Annotated in this window: 16 protein-coding genes; 5 read left to right on the forward strand and 11 right to left on the reverse strand. The window is 42.1% G+C overall.

Annotated features, from left to right (window positions below; translation table 11 throughout):
* Nucleotides 1-15 precede the first annotated feature (15 nt).
* Genes ARCPR_RS09035 through wtpA form a run of 5 tightly spaced genes read right to left on the reverse strand, consistent with a single transcriptional unit; the run spans nt 16 to nt 4,646 of the window.
* Nucleotides 16-717, reverse strand: a complete 702-nt coding sequence (locus ARCPR_RS09035) for a heparan-alpha-glucosaminide N-acetyltransferase (protein ID WP_012941189.1) — start codon at nt 715-717, stop codon at nt 16-18.
* Entirely contained in the window at nt 714-1,796 is a 1,083-nt protein-coding gene (ftsZ, locus tag ARCPR_RS09040) for a cell division protein FtsZ (RefSeq protein WP_012941190.1), read from the reverse strand. The genes ARCPR_RS09035 and ftsZ overlap by 4 nt, the downstream gene beginning before the upstream one ends.
* A 57-nt stretch (nt 1,797-1,853) precedes the next feature.
* On the reverse strand, nt 1,854-2,861 hold the full coding sequence (locus tag ARCPR_RS09045; protein WP_012941191.1) for an ATP-binding cassette domain-containing protein: 1,008 nt from the start codon (nt 2,859-2,861) through the stop codon (nt 1,854-1,856).
* Nucleotides 2,848-3,606: a tungstate ABC transporter permease WtpB gene (gene wtpB / locus ARCPR_RS09050; protein WP_012941192.1), complete on the reverse strand. Its 759-nt coding sequence runs from the start codon at nt 3,604-3,606 to the stop codon at nt 2,848-2,850. The genes ARCPR_RS09045 and wtpB overlap by 14 nt, the downstream gene beginning before the upstream one ends.
* Nucleotides 3,603-4,646: a tungstate ABC transporter substrate-binding protein WtpA gene (wtpA, locus tag ARCPR_RS09055; protein WP_012941193.1), complete on the reverse strand. Its 1,044-nt coding sequence runs from the start codon at nt 4,644-4,646 to the stop codon at nt 3,603-3,605. Before wtpA ends, wtpB begins: the two co-directional genes overlap by 4 nt.
* 96 nt (nt 4,647-4,742) lie before the next feature.
* Between wtpA and ARCPR_RS09560 the strand changes: the two genes are divergently transcribed.
* Genes ARCPR_RS09560 through ARCPR_RS09070 form a run of 3 tightly spaced genes read left to right on the forward strand, consistent with a single transcriptional unit; the run spans nt 4,743 to nt 6,330 of the window.
* A complete protein-coding gene (locus tag ARCPR_RS09560) occupies nt 4,743-5,177 on the forward strand; it encodes a winged helix-turn-helix domain-containing protein (RefSeq protein WP_012941194.1) in 435 nt (144 codons plus the stop codon).
* Nucleotides 5,177-5,455 carry a hypothetical protein gene (locus tag ARCPR_RS09065; protein WP_012941195.1) on the forward strand — a complete coding sequence of 93 codons (279 nt, stop codon included), beginning with the start codon at nt 5,177-5,179 and terminating at the stop codon, nt 5,453-5,455. Before ARCPR_RS09560 ends, ARCPR_RS09065 begins: the two co-directional genes overlap by 1 nt.
* Nucleotides 5,401-6,330 (forward strand): biotin--[acetyl-CoA-carboxylase] ligase, encoded by a 930-nt coding sequence (locus tag ARCPR_RS09070; protein WP_012941196.1) that lies wholly within the window; start codon nt 5,401-5,403, stop codon nt 6,328-6,330. Before ARCPR_RS09065 ends, ARCPR_RS09070 begins: the two co-directional genes overlap by 55 nt.
* On the opposite strand, the gene asd is transcribed toward ARCPR_RS09070, so the two are convergent.
* Nucleotides 6,321-7,361, reverse strand: a complete 1,041-nt coding sequence (gene asd / locus ARCPR_RS09075) for an aspartate-semialdehyde dehydrogenase (RefSeq protein ID WP_012941197.1) — start codon at nt 7,359-7,361, stop codon at nt 6,321-6,323. The two genes, ARCPR_RS09070 and asd, sit on opposite strands and share 10 nt — an antisense overlap.
* Nucleotides 7,362-7,410: 49 nt before the next feature.
* Here asd and ARCPR_RS09080 point away from each other — a divergent pair, with 49 nt between their 5' ends.
* Nucleotides 7,411-9,354: a DUF2298 domain-containing protein gene (locus tag ARCPR_RS09080; RefSeq protein WP_012941198.1), complete on the forward strand. Its 1,944-nt coding sequence runs from the start codon at nt 7,411-7,413 to the stop codon at nt 9,352-9,354.
* A gap of 111 nt (nt 9,355-9,465) precedes the next feature.
* On the forward strand, nt 9,466-9,981 hold the full coding sequence (gene tfe, locus ARCPR_RS09085) for a transcription factor E (RefSeq protein ID WP_012941199.1): 516 nt from the start codon (nt 9,466-9,468) through the stop codon (nt 9,979-9,981).
* On the opposite strand, the gene ARCPR_RS09090 is transcribed toward tfe, so the two are convergent.
* From ARCPR_RS09090 to dnaG, 5 genes are read right to left on the reverse strand one after another with little or no spacing between them, the layout of a single operon-like run.
* A complete protein-coding gene (locus ARCPR_RS09090; RefSeq protein ID WP_048084655.1) occupies nt 9,978-10,844 on the reverse strand; it encodes a TPD domain-containing protein in 867 nt (288 codons plus the stop codon). The two genes, tfe and ARCPR_RS09090, sit on opposite strands and share 4 nt — an antisense overlap.
* The gene (arcS, locus tag ARCPR_RS09095; protein ID WP_012941201.1) at nt 10,786-12,375 is read right to left on the reverse strand and encodes an archaeosine synthase subunit alpha; all 1,590 of its coding nucleotides are present in this window, start codon (nt 12,373-12,375) and stop codon (nt 10,786-10,788) included. Before arcS ends, ARCPR_RS09090 begins: the two co-directional genes overlap by 59 nt.
* Nucleotides 12,351-13,805: a tRNA guanosine(15) transglycosylase TgtA gene (gene tgtA / locus ARCPR_RS09100; RefSeq protein WP_012941202.1), complete on the reverse strand. Its 1,455-nt coding sequence runs from the start codon at nt 13,803-13,805 to the stop codon at nt 12,351-12,353. The genes arcS and tgtA overlap by 25 nt, the downstream gene beginning before the upstream one ends.
* Nucleotides 13,806-13,844: 39 nt before the next feature.
* Nucleotides 13,845-14,210: a DNA polymerase ligase N-terminal domain-containing protein gene (locus tag ARCPR_RS09105; protein ID WP_012941203.1), complete on the reverse strand. Its 366-nt coding sequence runs from the start codon at nt 14,208-14,210 to the stop codon at nt 13,845-13,847.
* 14 nt (nt 14,211-14,224) lie between these two features.
* Nucleotides 14,225-15,388 carry a DNA primase DnaG gene (gene dnaG / locus ARCPR_RS09110; RefSeq protein WP_012941204.1) on the reverse strand — a complete coding sequence of 388 codons (1,164 nt, stop codon included), beginning with the start codon at nt 15,386-15,388 and terminating at the stop codon, nt 14,225-14,227.
* Nucleotides 15,389-15,463 lie beyond the last annotated feature (75 nt).

Genomic DNA, 15,463 nt, shown 5'->3' on the forward strand with positions numbered 1-15,463 from the left:
GTTATTTTTCAAATTTTATTTTAAAGGATTGTAGATTAAAATGCCACTCTTGTCTCCGAATACGAGAAGGATTATCGAAACCAGTATCGGCTGATGAAGTAAGTAAATCTTAAGCGAATTTCTACCCAAAAGACATACGAATTTGAAGTTTTTTACATTACCTCTCGATTTCATCACAGCTTCTCCAAACTTAAATCCCAGTAAAAGTATACCAAACCAAGGGAAAATGGGAAAGTAATCGAATGTATAGAAGCTTGGAGGTGTAATACCTAGGGGTAAGAATGCCAGAGTTTGAGCATGAACGGAATCCACGAGTGGGTATAGAATTATGAACACAGCTGCCAACACCACACTTAAAGACTTCAAATGGTAAAAGGGAATCGCCAAAATCCAGGCCAATGCTAGGAAGTGCAGAATTCCGAAGTATATTGTCCCCTCCTTAAACAAAATTGCTGTAACTGCCGTAATCAGCAATCCCAAGCTCATGAGCCTTATAAACCTCTTCAAGATTCTTTTTAAGCTTCTTTTTTGTGTATAGCTCACGTAAAAGCTTGCTCCTGATGCGAATACAAATATCGATGCTGTAAGCATTGCAAAGGCATGCCAGAAGGGAGAATAAGGATAATTCAAAAAGATTTGAAGATCTGTTACAAAATTTGAAATTAGCATTAAAATTATACCTACGCCTCTCAAAAAATCTATTTCCCAATACCTCATCTGACAAAGTCTATTCCAAACTTCTTTGTGAAGTGCGGTGCTTTTCTTCCGTATATCTGCGGTGACTTCACTCCAGTTATTATTACCAAAGTTCTCATCTTGTTCTCTAGCTCCGGATCTATCATTGCACCCCAGATTATTCTAGCCTCGGGGTCAACTTTATTGTATATCTCCTCAACGACAAGCTCAGCCTCCTCAACGGTCATGTCCGGCCCACCGGTAACATTCACCAAAGCCGATTTTGCTCCAGTTATGTCCACATCCAAGAGAGGTGACTTCAAAGCTTTCCTAACAGACTCCTGTGCCTTATCCTCTCCTTCTGCCTCTCCTAGTCCTATCATTGCAACTCCGCCCTTCTCCATAACCGTCTTTACATCTGCAAAGTCAAGGTTAACCAAAGCTGGTTTAGTTATCAGTTCCGTAATTCCCTTAACAGCTCTCATTAGAACTTCATCAGCAACTCTGAAAGCCAAGTGAAGTGGATAGTTAGGCACGACTTCAAGCAGTTTGTCGTTTGGAACAACTATAACCGTATCTGCAACTTCTCTAAGCCTTTCCAATCCCGCCTCAGCATTAGCTCTTCTAATGGCACCTTCTGCAGAGAACGGAAAAGTTACAACAGCTATTGTTAAAGCTCCAGCATCTCTGGCAATTTCTGCAATGACCGGCGCAGCACCCGTTCCAGTTCCTCCGCCCAATCCGCATGTTATGAAAACCATGTCCGCTCCTTCAATCAACTTCTTTATGTCCTCCTCATTCTCTCTCGCAGCCTCTTCTCCAACTTGCGGTAAGCTTCCAGCACCCAAACCTCTAGTCCTCTTCTTACCAATCAGCAACCTTCTATGAGCTTTAGTGTAGCAAAGATGTTGAGCATCGGTGTTTACAGCTATTAGCTCGGCTCCCTCAATTCCCTCTTCGTACATCCTCGTAATAGTATTGCAACCGCTTCCACCAACTCCTATTACCTTAATAACAGTTTTTAGCTCCTCTAAGGCCTGTAAAATATCTTCCTCCAATCCTTCTACGGGTTTTCTTTCCATCTCCGCCCTCTTCAAAGCTTCTCTAACTAAAGAGTCCATAGCAATCCCCCTATAGCCTTATAGACATCCTGAATATTTGACAGTATATAAGTTCTTTCATACCATCAAACGTAAACTCCTGATAGAAACCCTGACTTTAGATCCAACTCTAATACTTTCTTTCAAAACGTTTTCAGTTGTGGTTTGAGCTTTAATCTTCAATCCGTTAACGTTCAGAGTTACAACCGCTAAAAACTTGAAAAATTCTACACCTTCAACTAAAGCTTCGAACTCGCCATCTTTTGAGATCAACACATCTTCAGGCTTAATCACCACACTAACATCTCCCTCAAAATCCGATTCGATATTCAATTTCAAACCGTTTAAATACAACTTTCCATCCCTCAAAAAGCCTCTTATAACGTTGTAACCTAAGAACTCGGCAATTTCAACGCTTTTGGGTTTTGAGAATACATCTTCACATCTCCCCACCTGCTCAACCCTGCCCTTAATCATAATTCCCACTCTATCTCCTAAAGCCATAGCCTCATCGAAGCTGTGTGTGACGTGGATAGCTGTAAAACCAAGCTCCTTATGCCATCTTTTCATCTCCTCAACAAGCCTAAATCTCGTGGCCAGATCCAAGTTTGAGAAAGGTTCATCGAGTAGTAACAGCTTGGGTTCAATTGCCAAAGCTCTGGCCAAAGCAACTCTCTGCTGTTCTCCACCACTTAAGGTATTGGGTTTCCTGTGCAACAGATGTGATATCCCCAAAACTTCCGAAAGTTCCAATACTTTCCTTCTAATCTCATTCTTCTCAAACTTTCTGATCTTTAAACCGTAGGCAATGTTGTCATAAACGCTTAGATGAGGAAAGAGAGCATAGTTTTGTGGCATGTATGCTACGTTTCTTTTCTCGGGTGGCTTCCCCGTTACGTCTTCACCTTCTAGGTATATCCTACCGCTGTCTGGTTTGTGTAATCCCGCTATAATCTCAAGCAGAAGAGTTTTACCAGCACCGCTGTGACCTAACAAAACGAAATATTCCTTTCGCTTAACCTCAAAGCTTACATCTCTAATTTTGAACTCCTTCCAATCCTTGGAGACGTTTTCAAGCCTTAGCATGCCTATCACTCCTCTTCAACAACCATCTCAAAATTGCGAATATCGTCAGGCTTAGAACTATCAGAATAACTGAGATTGGTGTTGAGTATTTCAAGCCAAAGTTTTCGAAGTACTCCAAAACCAGTATTTGAGCAGTTTTGGGGTAGTAAGCTACTACAAGTATTGCACCAACTTCACTCACAGCCCTCGCAAATGTCATTATAGCTCCGCTTAGTATCGAAGCGAAAGCTAAGGGTAGGCTAACGGTTAAAAATGTCTTGAACTTTCCGGCTCCAAGTGTCCTAGCAACGTCCTCAAGCTTCTTATCTACGGCTAAAAAGCCATCCCTCGCTGAATTTATCGTAAAGGATGCTGATACGAAGAGCATTGCCATAATTATCCCCAAATAGCTGTCCAGTATTGCATCTGAGAATGTCGTCAGTAGCATTATACCTACGACAGAATGAGGAATAACGATTGGCACATCAACAATTCCCTGAATCAAACTCTTATATCTAAACTCTTTTCTCGCTAAGACGTAACCGAGCGGAACTCCCAATACGAGAGCTATTAACGTCGTAATTCCGGCTGTTAAGAATGTATTCTTCAAAGCGTTGAGTACTACCTCATCCCTTAGAACTTTAATCAACGTTCCGATGTCGAGACATTGCCTTAAGAGAAGGGTAAAGATGGGCAAAATTATGTAGAATAACAGAAAAGATCCGAGAATTATGAAGAATATGTCGATATAATCTCTCCTGTTCATGTTACAATCTCGACGTATCTCTTAACACGATCTGGCACATTTCCAAATCCTAAGGGCTTTTCTAGGAACTCCTGATAGTTCTTTGCAAACACTCCCCTACCTTTATCGCTCAACAGATATGCTAAGTATTCTTCAGCAATTTCTCTGTTTTCAGCGTTTTTAGGTATTGTTAAACCGTACATAATCGGCCTAGCCTTTATTTCCTCTTGAACAAGCTCACCATTTTCAACCTTCCAGACGGTGATCGAAACCCGTCCGTACCAGTCCTTGAGGCTGAGATTCTTTAAGTTGATCTCATCTGGCAGTTCTACGAACTTCAGGTTGTGCTGGAGTGCAACACTTTTGTACTCAAATGCGTAATCTATGCTTCCACTCTCAAGCAGAGCAATCAGATTGACACTCTTGTCCCTTATTACAACCTTTCCATCAGTTCTAACGTCCCTAGGTGAAATTATCTTGGTTCCATTTGCTCTTATATTCGTATGCTTTTCGATTAACTCGTGGAATATTGAATCGTTGTAATAAAGATCAGCTAACTTCATAGCCATCACACTTCTGTAGCCGCAGGGATCGACGTTTGGGTTTGAAAATCCAAATTTAACACCTTCCTTTCCAAGGATCTTATACCAGTTGCTACCGTTTATTTCATCGCTATACTTGCTCTTATCTGTGTAGCAAAGCACGAGTTCGTTTCTTGCAAAGGCTATGTAAAAGTCCGCATATTTCGGATACATGAAAGCCGGTAGAATTGTGTAGTCTGCCACGGCAACGATATCAGCTTTTCTACCCAGATCCGTAACTTTTCTAACAGCCATAACACTACCACTGGCTTCAGTTCTTATCTCAACATCGTAGCCTTTAGTTTTCATGTATTTCTCAAACTCCTCGTTCAAGTCATGCAAAGGAATTGTAAGTGATCCTGCATGAAAGATCGTTAGAGTTACCTTTTTCGGTTGCGTCGTTTCTTGAGTCGTAAGCTGTTTTGCAGGCTGTTGACAACCGCATATCAACAACGCGAGAATTAGGAGTATCCATATCATCATTTCACCCGTTATGCACAATAATAAACAATGAATTTAAATCTTTCCAAATCAAATCGAAAATCAAACTTATAACTTAGTTGAAAAATTCAATGTATGGAAGTTGGGCTGAGGTTCTGGATAGAGTTTGAAGGAAAACCGGTAATGGGTAGGGGTGGATATGATATTCTCAAGAATATCGAAAAGTTTCAGTCGATCTCAAAAGCTTCGAGAGCTTTGGGTATGTCTTACAGATTCATATGGGATTACATAAGGAGAATGGAGAATGTTCTTGGGGAGAGGGTTGTTGAGAGCGAGAAGGGTGGCGTTGAAGGTGGAAGGACTACTCTGACTCCTCTGGGAAAAAAGCTGATAGATATCTACGAGAATTTTGAAAACACTTTGAAATCTGCTCTGAACGGTGTTAGGGGTATTGTAGAGGAAGTTGGAGAAAACAAAGTTGTTATAACTCTCGATAACAACGAGTTTAACATTGGGGATGCAGTTGTGATATTCAAAAACGGTAAAATTCCAAGGGTCAAGGTGAAGTGATGAGAGTTTCAGGTGTAATTGAGAGGTTTGAAGAACTTAAAAAAATTTTGAGAAACTGGGCGATCATTAGGGAAAACGAGATGGAAATAATAGATCCCCCCTTCACCATCACCATATCAAAACTTGAGAGGTCGATAACGTTCAAATTCGAAGGTAGGGATGTTGCAATCTTAACGGATGATAGTTACACCGTAGAGAGCGGGTTTGAAGGGGTTGTTGAGGAATGGCTTACCGCCCTTACATCGTTGGGGTTCAAGAGGTATCTTCTGAAGTCGTAGAGAGATTGAAAGAAGGGGTCTCTGGAGAGATATTGGCTGAACTCTTAGGGGTTAGCAGAACCGCAGTCTGGAAGTTCATAAGGAAGCTGGAGAGCCTCGGTTATGTAATAGAGAAGAGGAAGGGAATGGGATACAAAATTGTGAGGACTCCTGATCTTTCACCCTACGAGGTTGCTATGATCTGTAGAGATCTGAGGTTGATTGACGAAGTCTACTATTACACCGTTGTCGATTCGACTAATCAGAGGGCTAAGGAGGTTGCAAAGCCGAAAACACTTTTCATAGCTGAGAGACAAACAGAAGGAAGAGGGAGGTATGGAAGGCGTTGGATGAGTGAGTGTGGTGGGCTGTACTTTTCGATAACGTTGCCTAGAGATCTGCCAATAGAAGATGTTCCAAAGCTAACGCTAACTACAGGAGTTGCAGTTGCAAAGGCTTTAAGAGCTAGACTGAAGTGGCCGAACGACGTTGTTTACAATGGTAGAAAGCTATGCGGAATTCTGTGCGAACTCTTTGGAGAGATCGAGGATCCTATGATAGTGGTTGGCGTAGGAGTAAACGTGAACAATCCCACTCCGCCCAATGGTGTATCTTTGAAGGATATACACGGTCGAGAATTCAACCGTTTGGAAGTTTTGAAGGATGTTTTGATTAGCTTTGAGCGTTACTATTTCAAGTTGTTGAATGGTGGATGGGGGGAGATTAGGAATGAATGGAAGCACATGAGCGAAACGCTCGGGAAGGATGTCGTCGTTAGAACGGCAAAGGGTGTCTATACCGGGAGAGCTTTGGATTTGGATGGAGACGGCGGTCTTATTTTGGATGTCGGTGGAAAAATTGTTAAAGTTTTTTCTGGCGACTGTTTTTACGCTTGAGAGATGTATCCCTCCTTTATCATCAACTCCGCATTGAGAATGCTTGCCCCTGCAGCCCCTCTCACGGTGTTGTGTCCCAAAACGAGATACCTAACTTCGTTGTCCTTAACCTTCTTCAGCCTTCCAACGACCACACTCATACCGTTGCCAGTATCTCTGTCAAGACGTGGCTGTGGTCTGTCCACTTCACTCCTAACGACTATCACTTTCTCTGGCGATGTCGGCAAATCCAAAGGCTTCAGCGAATCAAATGCATCAATTACATCCTCTACGCTTACGTTACCATCAAACCTAGCCCAAACGGCTTCGAGGTGTCCATCTATAACAGGAACTCTGTGGCACGATGCTGAGATTTCCAAGTCTGCGGGAATGACCTTGCCACCTTCAAGCCTTCCGAGGATCTTTAGAGGCTCACTTTCAACCTTTTCTTCCTCACCCTTTATGAAAGGAATGATGTTGTCAACTATTGCTAACGATGGCACTCCTGGATAACCAGCACCGCTCAAAGCCTGCATCGTTGCAACTCTTACAGATTTCAGTTTCAGATCCATCAACGGCTTGAGAGTTATCGTCAGCATTATGGTGGTACAGTTGGGATTCGTAACTATGAATCCGTCCCACCCTCTGTTTCTCTTCTGCACGTCTATCAACTGGAGATGGTCAGGGTTGACTTCGGGAATAACTAGAGGTACGTCTTCCTCCATTCTGTAAGCTGAAGCGTTACTTGCAACTACAAAACCCTCCTTGGCAAACTTCGGCTCTACTTCCCTTGCAACATCTGATGGCAAAGCGGAGAAAACTATATCAGCATCGCAGTACTTAGGATCCATCGGTGACATCTCAATGTCTCTAACATCCTTTGGAACATCGCTCGAAACTATCCAATCGACCTCATCACCATACTTCTTTCCAACTCTCCTTTCCGAAGCCATTAACGTCGTTATCTTGAACCAAGGATGGTTCGCTAAAAGTTGAACGAACTTCTGACCAACCATTCCTGTAGCTCCCAAGACGCCAACTTTGTACTTCATGGTGGAAAGTAGTCGGAGAGTTTATATTTTTAATCGTCAAAATTTGTGCATGCTCGAAATAGTTCTCTGGATCACTATCCTTTACATTATCTCATTTCTATCACTTCCTTTAGCAGATAGATTGGGTTTGAGGGGTTTGTCTAAAGTCTTAGGCTTGATTTTCCTAACTTACATCGTTTGGTTGATTTCGTTCTTAGTGGATTTCAAGTCTGCAACATTCTACGGCTTTATGATAACAGTTACTGTAGGATCTCTACTCTGGTTGTACGATGTGAATAGGATATCATCAAATTTCAGAGGATTGATGATAGATTTCTTCAAGTTTGAAGCGGTCTTCATAGTTTTCTTTCTCATCTACTTGCTGTACGAGATGTTCAATCCCTACGTTGTAGGTGCTGAGAAGATGACCGACATGGCTATTCTGACAGCGATAACAAAGAGCAACAGCTTACCTCCTTACGATCCATTCCTTGCTGGTTACAGACTCAATTTTTACTACTACATGGGTTACGTGAGCTATGCTATTCTGACGATCTTAAGCTTGACAACAACTCACATCTCCTACAACTTAGCCTGTGCAACCGTATTCGCTTTAGCCATGACACCGATTGTATGGTTGATATCCAAAAGCAGAGAGAAGATTACCATTCCTTTCCTCCTTTTAGCTGGCAACCTAATGACTTTGAAAATGCTAATTTTTGGCAATATATCGAAAGCTTTTGACTTTTGGACTGTAACCAGAGTCATAAAGGGGACTATAAACGAGTTCCCCCTTGCGACACTCTTCTTTAGGGATCTTCACCCCCACTTTATGTCCATACCATTTCAAATCGCATTTCTAATTGCCCTTTACATGTGGGTGAGGGAGGAAAAGAAATCTACTGCCGTCTTAATGTCATTTCTGCTGGGTTTCATGTTTACCGTGAATTCTTGGGATTTCTTCACTTACTCCTTCCTCTACATCATTCTTTCCATAGCTCTCCGCAGATTCTACGCCTTAGCTCTTTTACCACTCGCGGTGATTCCATTTTTACCGTTTCATCTAACGTTGAATACAAGTGCCGTTAAGGGGATAGGGTTTGTGTGTGAGAGAACGGATTTAATCAGCTTTATAATCGCTCAACCGCTAGTTCTATTACCTTTGATTTATTCACTCATTCAGGAGAGAAAGATTTTCTTAACTGTGCTGGGAATTTCAATCCCAATATCCTTGCTCTTTAAATTCCCCGTAATAGTTATCACCCTACCGACCGTAGTCGCTCTCTTAAAGAAGTTTTACGAAGAAAGATCGTTCGAACTCGGTGTAGCTTTAACCGCTCTGCTCTTACTAACGGCAGTTGAGATAGTCTACGTTGATGATGCGTACAGTGGGGAAATAGAGAGATTGAACACCGTTTTTAAATCGTACGTTCAAGCTTGGATTCTTCTGAGCTTTGGATTCACCTATCTAAACTATTCGTACGAAAGAATCTACAAGTCTATCGCGATCTGCTTGATAGCGATTCTCTGGATTTATCCAATCGGATGCGCTGTGGGACTACCTACTCTGGGCTTTAAGGGGACTTTAGACGGGATAGAATTTACGAAATCCTACGGAGAGTACAACGCCCTGAAGTATCTCTACAGATTTAGCGGTGTCGTAGTTGAATATCCGGGCAAAACACCCTACGAGTCGTACACATATGCTGGTAGAGTTTCTTCATATACGGGGTTGAGGAGTGTCTTGTGTAATGGAGGACACGAACTCTTCTGGAGATTCTTCGACAACGAAACCGTGAAAGTGTTAAACGAGCGCTGGAGGGATATAAAGGAGATCTACGAATCGAAAGATTTGGACTACGACCTGCTCGAAAAGTACAACGTTTCCTTTATCTATATAGGATATCTCGAAAAGAGCAACTACAACATAAGCTACGACAAGTTTTCAAAGCTTCAAAAAGTGTATGACGATGGTGAAGTTGTGATCTATAAGGTTATATACCCCAAGAGCTAACGTGAGACGCCGATGAGGAATGATGGGCGATCTGATTCGTGATGATAGGGAGAGTTCTGAGGTGCTCAAAACGAAACGTTTATCTTTATCTGATCTTAGATAACAAAAATAATGAACAAGAACAACGAGAAAGTTGAGGAGCTTATTAGAGAACTTATTGACAGAGTTGCTGGAGGAGTCGGGCTAATCATATGGGATATGAGACCCAAAGAAGAGCTCACGGATGAAGAGATGTCCATAATTCTGGGTATAGAGATTAACGAAGTTAGAAGGGCACTTTTTGCACTTTATGAACTGGGATTGGCTGAGTACAGAAGGAAGAGGGATGAGGATACAGGCTGGATAGAGTATTACTGGAAGATAAGGTACGATAAGCAGAGAGAAGTTCTAAGGAGGGAGCTTGAGAAGGTTAAGAGAAAGCTTGAGGAGAAGGTTAAGTACGAGAGCGAGAATATCCACTACATGTGCGAAAACGGCTGTGTCAAGGTTAGGTATGAGGAGGCTATGGAGCTAAACTTCACATGCCCGAGGTGTGGAGGAACACTAGAATACCTGGACGTTACGAATGCAATTGAAAAGATAAAAGAAGAAATCAAGAAAATTGATGAATTGCTTGCCGAGCTTTAATTAAGAACGATATCGAATCCCAATCCTTTAAGAAAGGTTAAAAGCCTTCTATTGCCTTTAACTTCTATCTTTTCACCCTTTGCAAATCTGTCGATTACATCGTCAACAACCTTCAAAAACTTCTCCCTCTTCAACCTTCCAAATTTGAAGTGAACTTTCATATCCAAGTCACCGCTCAGAGAGAAAGGTGTATCCAAATGCCAAGGCCAGTAAACTACCACACCTTTACCAAAATCTTTAAAGTAATGGTAATACTGCCTTCTCCAGTAGAAGGAATGTGTTCTGAAGTCACCGAACATGAACTTACTTTCGATCCATCTAACTTTGAATCCTATGAACTCGATGCAGTCTTTAAGTAAAAAGTCGGGAGTTTTTCGAGTTTTTAGCTCTTTTTCAGTTTTGAAATCCACATCCAATCCCATCAGATAGTCCTCTATAATCTTTTCACCCAGTCTCCCCTTCAGATGCTGGAATCTTACTGCAAGAGGTGAGTATATGAAGTCCCTCGTAACTGCATCCCAGACTAGATCTTCCAAATCTCCCGCTTCCTTCGGATGCTTTAGAAGATTTGAAATCTCACCTTTGCTAAAGCCCAATCCTCTCATGAGAACCTTCAATCTTAAAACTGGAGGTAGTCTAACATTCAACTTCCCCTTTTCTCTCCAAATTCTTGCAACAGTCTCGGGATCGTACCTCCTAAACTTTCTGATAACGCTTTCAACAATCTTCTGGTTGAGTATAGAGGATAGAACGTAGTTCGGAAGGGGAAACTTTTCAAAGTCTTTCGGACTACTCAGATTCCTTCTAATTATCCTGTAAGTCTCTAAGTCCAACTTTCTTGACTTCGACAGCCTTTCCCTCATTTTCCATCATCTCTTTCCCGCACATCAAAGCCCTTCCAACACCCAAATATTGATCGTTGTAGAATGCTACGATGTCGTTCGGTCTTATCCTATCATCGGCATCTTTTACTCCCACTGCGAAGATTGTTCCTTTGGGCTTGAAATTGTCTATCTCGACGTAGTACGCTTTCTTTATGAGATGCTTTGCAAGGGGTAGATCTATGTCTAGGCAACCGTAATTCAAATCTACCCTTGCAAACCTTTCCCTGCCCACGTAAAACTCCAGATTGGGATACTTCCCTCTAACCTTTTCTATCTCAAAATTCAAACCGAACTGGTACCTTATCATGTGATCAAACATCGATTTGTACAGATCGTAGCCATCAAATTCGTAACTTTTAATAACTTCTCTCAACTTCCTCAGAGAGCCGGGATCCGTTACGTCTTTCTCAGCAGTCCAGATGACATCAATTCCAAGCCTCTCAGCAGTTCTCTCTACAACTTCTTTGTAACCTCCCACTACATGTCCTATCACAACCTCGAAATTTCCCTTTTCGATGAACCTCGATAGCCATTCAGAGACAAACTCGACCTCATCTCTACTCCAATCACCGCTAACAGCAACGTCGTAGTTTACTGCAGGATACGTTAATTCGTAAACTCTCGGAACTACGAGAGGTGATGAAACAATTATCTCCTCTACACCCTTCTTCCAAACCTCTCCTATAACTCTCCTTATAGCTGTATGACTCTTGGACTTTGAGTAGGGTTTTTTGGCTGAGCATGGAAGGATTAAAAGGGCTTTTCCCATCGGTTCGTAGCAATCCACAGCTCTCGAAAGGAAGTACTTGACTTCAGGCCTCGTAAAGGAATGCTCTGTTGTCATTACAACTTTTGATCTTGAAAACCTCGGATAGCATTCTTGATTTAACTTATCGAAGAATCTGAGCATAGCTGTCAAATTTGGATCAAATTTGACCCATGCCTCTACAAAATTTCTTAAATCCTCTCTAACAGCCATGTTCAAGACTTTTTTCATTACGAATGTGTTGTGTTTGGCCAAACCTTCTTCGCTGAAGTCGCTGTTTGTACATGAAGGACAGCAGCACATTGGTTCTTTAACCTTTTCAGCATCAATCTCTTCAAACTCTGTCATGTACACTCCCTGATAGCCCTTAACTATCGCAAGTATGTTGTCGAAAATGTCGACACCCATGTAATACAGCAGAGGAATGTTTGACGGTGTTGCAAGAGCTACGGTGTATAGAGGTTTATATGTTGAAGTTCTGAGCCTGTAAATGTATTCTACGAGCTTTCTCGGATTGAGGGTAGATAAACCCGTTGCCACTATGAAATTCTCATCTCTACTCTTTAAAACCTCAAATCTTTTCTTATCTATCTCTTCAAGAACCGTAGGGGATTTTCCAAAGTTTATGTATTCTAGAATCTTCGGCTTCTCAAGGTAGTCTATAAGTAGGGGCGTTCTATACTTGCCTTCAAGCTCTATACATCCTATCCTTGCAAATCCTAATCTTCTTTCCTGTCTAAACATTCGATCACCACGTTCTTCGGCAAATCTTTAAGATACTTCAGCCATATCGAGCCTACTCTTAACCTGAAGGTCTTGCTGGGATGAGCACTCAAAAACTTCAAAAGTCCTTCGACGGCAGTTCTCAAAGCCTCTTCTTCCATCAATTCTGGAGGAGGTACTTCCGAATGTCCTGCAGGATAGGATTCCATCATCTCAGCCGGGACTACTCCGAAAGGCGCTTTAAGGTAGAAATCCGCCAAATCTCCTTCATCGCTCGAGATCACTATGTCATCATTCTCTATCTCTACATTGAGAACCCTATTCTGATGTCTTCTAACAGCGGGTCTGTAGCAACTCTCTATCCCCGTATAGAAAAACGAGTGCTTTATGAAGGGATCGTAAGATTCCAAGAGATCTTCGTATTCTTTAACTATTCTCCAAGCTTTCAGTAAGTTGGGATGAACCCTTATTCTGCTCTCAACGAGCTCAAACAGCGTATTCTCTCTTATAGCCTGCTTAATTCTTCTAATCTCCTCAAAGCTAACGTAAAGATTGTGTTCAGCTAAAAGTCTTTCTCTCTTCTCCTTTTCCATCTCTCTAAGTTCATCTGGTGTATATTTTATGCAAACAGGGCAACTGCAAGGGAAATAATGTAGCTCTTCCAACTTCTTGGTTCCGTAAGGTGTTAGGTAACGATCGTCTTTAGCGTACAAGGCGTAGGCTGCCGAATCGAACAAATCACATCCCAAAGCAACTGCTAAAGAGAACATCATCGGGTGTCCAGCGCCGAAGAGATGAACAACAGCATTTGAAGGCAGGACAGATTTGACTTCCAAGATTATCCTAACAACATCCTGAAACCTGTATGTATCCATTAACGGAACTATTCCTCCTATTGCGTAAACATCTCCACCAATTTTTAGAGCTTCTTCGGCTGATTTCCTCCTCAAGTCCATGTGTGTCGATCCTTGGATTGGTAAAGCTAGAAGAGACTCTCCCTTATACTTGACAGCTTCCCTCTCCCTCTCCAACGTCACGGTCAAATCGTTCAAAGCGGTGTTATAATCGGCATCGGGTGGAGTCGGAATGTCCAGCGGGACTATTACATCTGAGCCTATTTCGGATTGAAACTTGAGTATCTCCCCGTTGCTAACCTCAACATCCCCGTACATCATAAGCTGATAGCTACCGCTGTCCGTCATCACCGGTAAATCAACACCCAACAGCTTGTGAACACCTTTTCCAATTGCTTCCTCTCTTCTTGTTCTGTAAAGAATGTATGCATTCGTTATAACCATCTGAGCGCCGAACTTCTTCAAATCTTTAGGAGGAATTAACTCTATATTCGGGTTAACTACTGGAAGTATAGTTGGGGTTTCAACAGTTCCGTGAGGTGTTTTGAACTTTCCAATTCTACCCATTACATCCTTGGCAACGATTTCGAAATTCATATCATCATGGGAGTTAAATGCATTTTAAATCTCTGTCGATTAATCTATTCTTATCATCAGCCAACCGTTCTTGACTTTCGGGAACCTTATAAGGACGAATGTTCCCTTAACCTTCTTCCCATTAAGTCTGAATTTTATCTTGTCTTCACTCCTTTCGAGAAGCTCGTACTCACCCTTATCGTATATTCTGACTATTCCTTTCCCGTAGCCGAATGGTATCTCACCTTCAAAATCCATGTAATCTACGGTGTGATCGAACGTCTGTATCGCCAGCCTTCTTTCACCTCTCTCGGGTATTCCTTTCTTAAGAACCCAACTCTTAGCTACCCCATCAAGCTCCAATCGGAAGTCGTAGTGATGTCCAGCCCTTTCAGCAAAATGTTCTTGAATGACGAACCTTGGCATAAAAAAATTAAAAATTAAAGCTGATCAAACGTGATGACTCTAACGTTTGTAGGCAGTTTGACAACGTTTCCCAATCTTACACCGACCAAGCAGGGAATCTCCTTCTTCGAAGCTATGTCTATCAGTCTCTGCGTTATGACCCCATCGAAAACTATCGCTTCAGCCTTCAAATTTCCGTTTTTTAACGTCTTTACCAAGTCTCTTACCGGAATCTCCTTCACAACTTCACTGTTTTTATCGAGTATTCTTGCGATAAGCTTCCCCTCTATCTCCCTAACATGCCTCTTTATAGCCGTGATTAGATCAACTTTCTCCTGCTTTTCCTCTTCTCTTCTTTCTTCTCTCTCCCTGTTCTTGAGTGAGTGTAGCTGTTCAACTGGAACCTTATTCCTCAAAGCTTTAATTATCTCTTTAAGGGTTAGATTTTCAACCTCCTTTCCTTCTGGTGCCCTTGCAACATAGTCTATGTCTGCGACCTGCAATAGCTCTTTGAGTATCAAATCTCCACCCCTATCTCCATCCAGAAAAGCTGTTACAGTCTTCTTTTTCGAGAGCTCGACTATAGTTTTCGGTATGTTCGTTCCCTCTACAGCGATAACGTTCTTGATCCCGTGTCTTAAAAGATTTAAGACGTCAGCTCTACCCTCGACAACTATTATGGCATCGCTCTCATCAATCGCTGGTCCTGCAGGTAACTTTTCGGGTCCGTACTCTATTATCTCCTCAGTTCTGACAGCCTGCCTTACCAATTCTACAATCTTTTCCGATTCGATCTCTGGTTCTTCGAATAGCTCTCTCAGTATCTCCTTAGCCCTCTCAACTATCTTTTTTCTCTTGCTTGCTCTAACATCCTCTATCTTTGTGACCTTTATCCTTGCCGAGCAAGGACCAACTCTTTCAATCGTTTCGAGCGCTGCAGCTAATATTGCCGTTTCTATTTTGTCCAAGCTTGAAGGAACCTTTATTTCACCGTAGCTCTTTCCTCCTCTGCTCTCTATCTTTACCTCTATCCTTCCTATCCTTCCTGTCTTTTGAAGTTCTCTCAAATCGAGATCGTCACCCAACAACCCTTCCGTCTGACCGAATATTGCTCCGACTACATCTGGCTTTTCAACAACACCATCCGCAACGATCTCTGCATGTATAAGATACTTCGTCGTATCGCTCGGCGCCTTCATTTTACCACCGTCCTCCCTTTTATTCTTTTCCTTACTATCGCCCTCTTCTGGAGAGCCTACAATTCTTGGTAAAAC

Origin of the sequence: Archaeoglobus profundus DSM 5631, from assembly GCF_000025285.1 — an archaeon.
Taxonomy (GTDB): domain Archaea; phylum Halobacteriota; class Archaeoglobi; order Archaeoglobales; family Archaeoglobaceae; genus Archaeoglobus_B; species Archaeoglobus_B profundus.

What these genes read in the sequence shown, in the direction of transcription:
- ARCPR_RS09035 (WP_012941189.1), bottom strand. Translation starts at nt 717, where the DNA reads ATGAGGTATTGGGAAATAGATTTTTTGAGAGGCGTAGGTATAATTTTA.
- ftsZ (WP_012941190.1), bottom strand. Translation starts at nt 1,796, where the DNA reads ATGGACTCTTTAGTTAGAGAAGCTTTGAAGAGGGCGGAGATGGAAAGA.
- ARCPR_RS09045 (WP_012941191.1), bottom strand. Translation starts at nt 2,861, where the DNA reads ATGCTAAGGCTTGAAAACGTCTCCAAGGATTGGAAGGAGTTCAAAATT.
- wtpB (WP_012941192.1), bottom strand. Translation starts at nt 3,606, where the DNA reads ATGAACAGGAGAGATTATATCGACATATTCTTCATAATTCTCGGATCT.
- wtpA (WP_012941193.1), bottom strand. Translation starts at nt 4,646, where the DNA reads ATGATATGGATACTCCTAATTCTCGCGTTGTTGATATGCGGTTGTCAA.
- ARCPR_RS09560 (WP_012941194.1), top strand. Translation starts at nt 4,743, where the DNA reads ATGGAAGTTGGGCTGAGGTTCTGGATAGAGTTTGAAGGAAAACCGGTA.
- ARCPR_RS09065 (WP_012941195.1), top strand. Translation starts at nt 5,177, where the DNA reads ATGAGAGTTTCAGGTGTAATTGAGAGGTTTGAAGAACTTAAAAAAATT.
- ARCPR_RS09070 (WP_012941196.1), top strand. Translation starts at nt 5,401, where the DNA reads ATGGCTTACCGCCCTTACATCGTTGGGGTTCAAGAGGTATCTTCTGAA.
- asd (WP_012941197.1), bottom strand. Translation starts at nt 7,361, where the DNA reads ATGAAGTACAAAGTTGGCGTCTTGGGAGCTACAGGAATGGTTGGTCAG.
- ARCPR_RS09080 (WP_012941198.1), top strand. Translation starts at nt 7,411, where the DNA reads ATGCTCGAAATAGTTCTCTGGATCACTATCCTTTACATTATCTCATTT.
- tfe (WP_012941199.1), top strand. Translation starts at nt 9,466, where the DNA reads ATGAACAAGAACAACGAGAAAGTTGAGGAGCTTATTAGAGAACTTATT.
- ARCPR_RS09090 (WP_048084655.1), bottom strand. Translation starts at nt 10,844, where the DNA reads ATGAGGGAAAGGCTGTCGAAGTCAAGAAAGTTGGACTTAGAGACTTAC.
- arcS (WP_012941201.1), bottom strand. Translation starts at nt 12,375, where the DNA reads ATGTTTAGACAGGAAAGAAGATTAGGATTTGCAAGGATAGGATGTATA.
- tgtA (WP_012941202.1), bottom strand. Translation starts at nt 13,805, where the DNA reads ATGAATTTCGAAATCGTTGCCAAGGATGTAATGGGTAGAATTGGAAAG.
- ARCPR_RS09105 (WP_012941203.1), bottom strand. Translation starts at nt 14,210, where the DNA reads ATGCCAAGGTTCGTCATTCAAGAACATTTTGCTGAAAGGGCTGGACAT.
- dnaG (WP_012941204.1), bottom strand. Translation starts at nt 15,388, where the DNA reads ATGAAGGCGCCGAGCGATACGACGAAGTATCTTATACATGCAGAGATC.